This window comes from Psychrobacter sp. CAL346-MNA-CIBAN-0220 (genome assembly GCF_040309805.1).
Lineage (GTDB): Bacteria > Pseudomonadota > Gammaproteobacteria > Pseudomonadales > Moraxellaceae > Psychrobacter.
Genome location: NZ_JBEOPF010000286.1, coordinates 1 through 272, shown reverse-complemented (window position 1 = coordinate 272; position 272 = coordinate 1). Strand labels below are relative to the sequence as shown.

1 protein-coding gene is annotated in these 272 nt (G+C 41.2%); it reads left to right on the top strand.

From position 1 onward, the window contains the following. Nucleotides 1-272 (top strand): hypothetical protein (locus AAEY88_RS13675; protein WP_407074467.1); only part of this gene is annotated, 272 nt, incomplete at both ends.

The window sequence follows — 272 nt, the reverse complement described above, 5'->3', positions numbered from 1 at the left end:
CGTTTGAATCGTTTATCGGCTCCTTATACTATTTATCCTGGGCAAACGCTTAATTTAGCCACTACAAATAATAGTCAATCGGCACCTGCTCGAGCATCCCAACCTTCTGTTAATTCAGTACAAACCCAAGCCGTTACTAAACCCTATATTTCGAGTTCGAATAGTTCTATATTAAAAACAATCAAACCTACGGTTGCGCCAAACCCAGTCCCAGCAGTCGTTTCAGTCAGAACGAAAAAAGATCTTGATCACAAAGTGAAGCCTGCGTATTC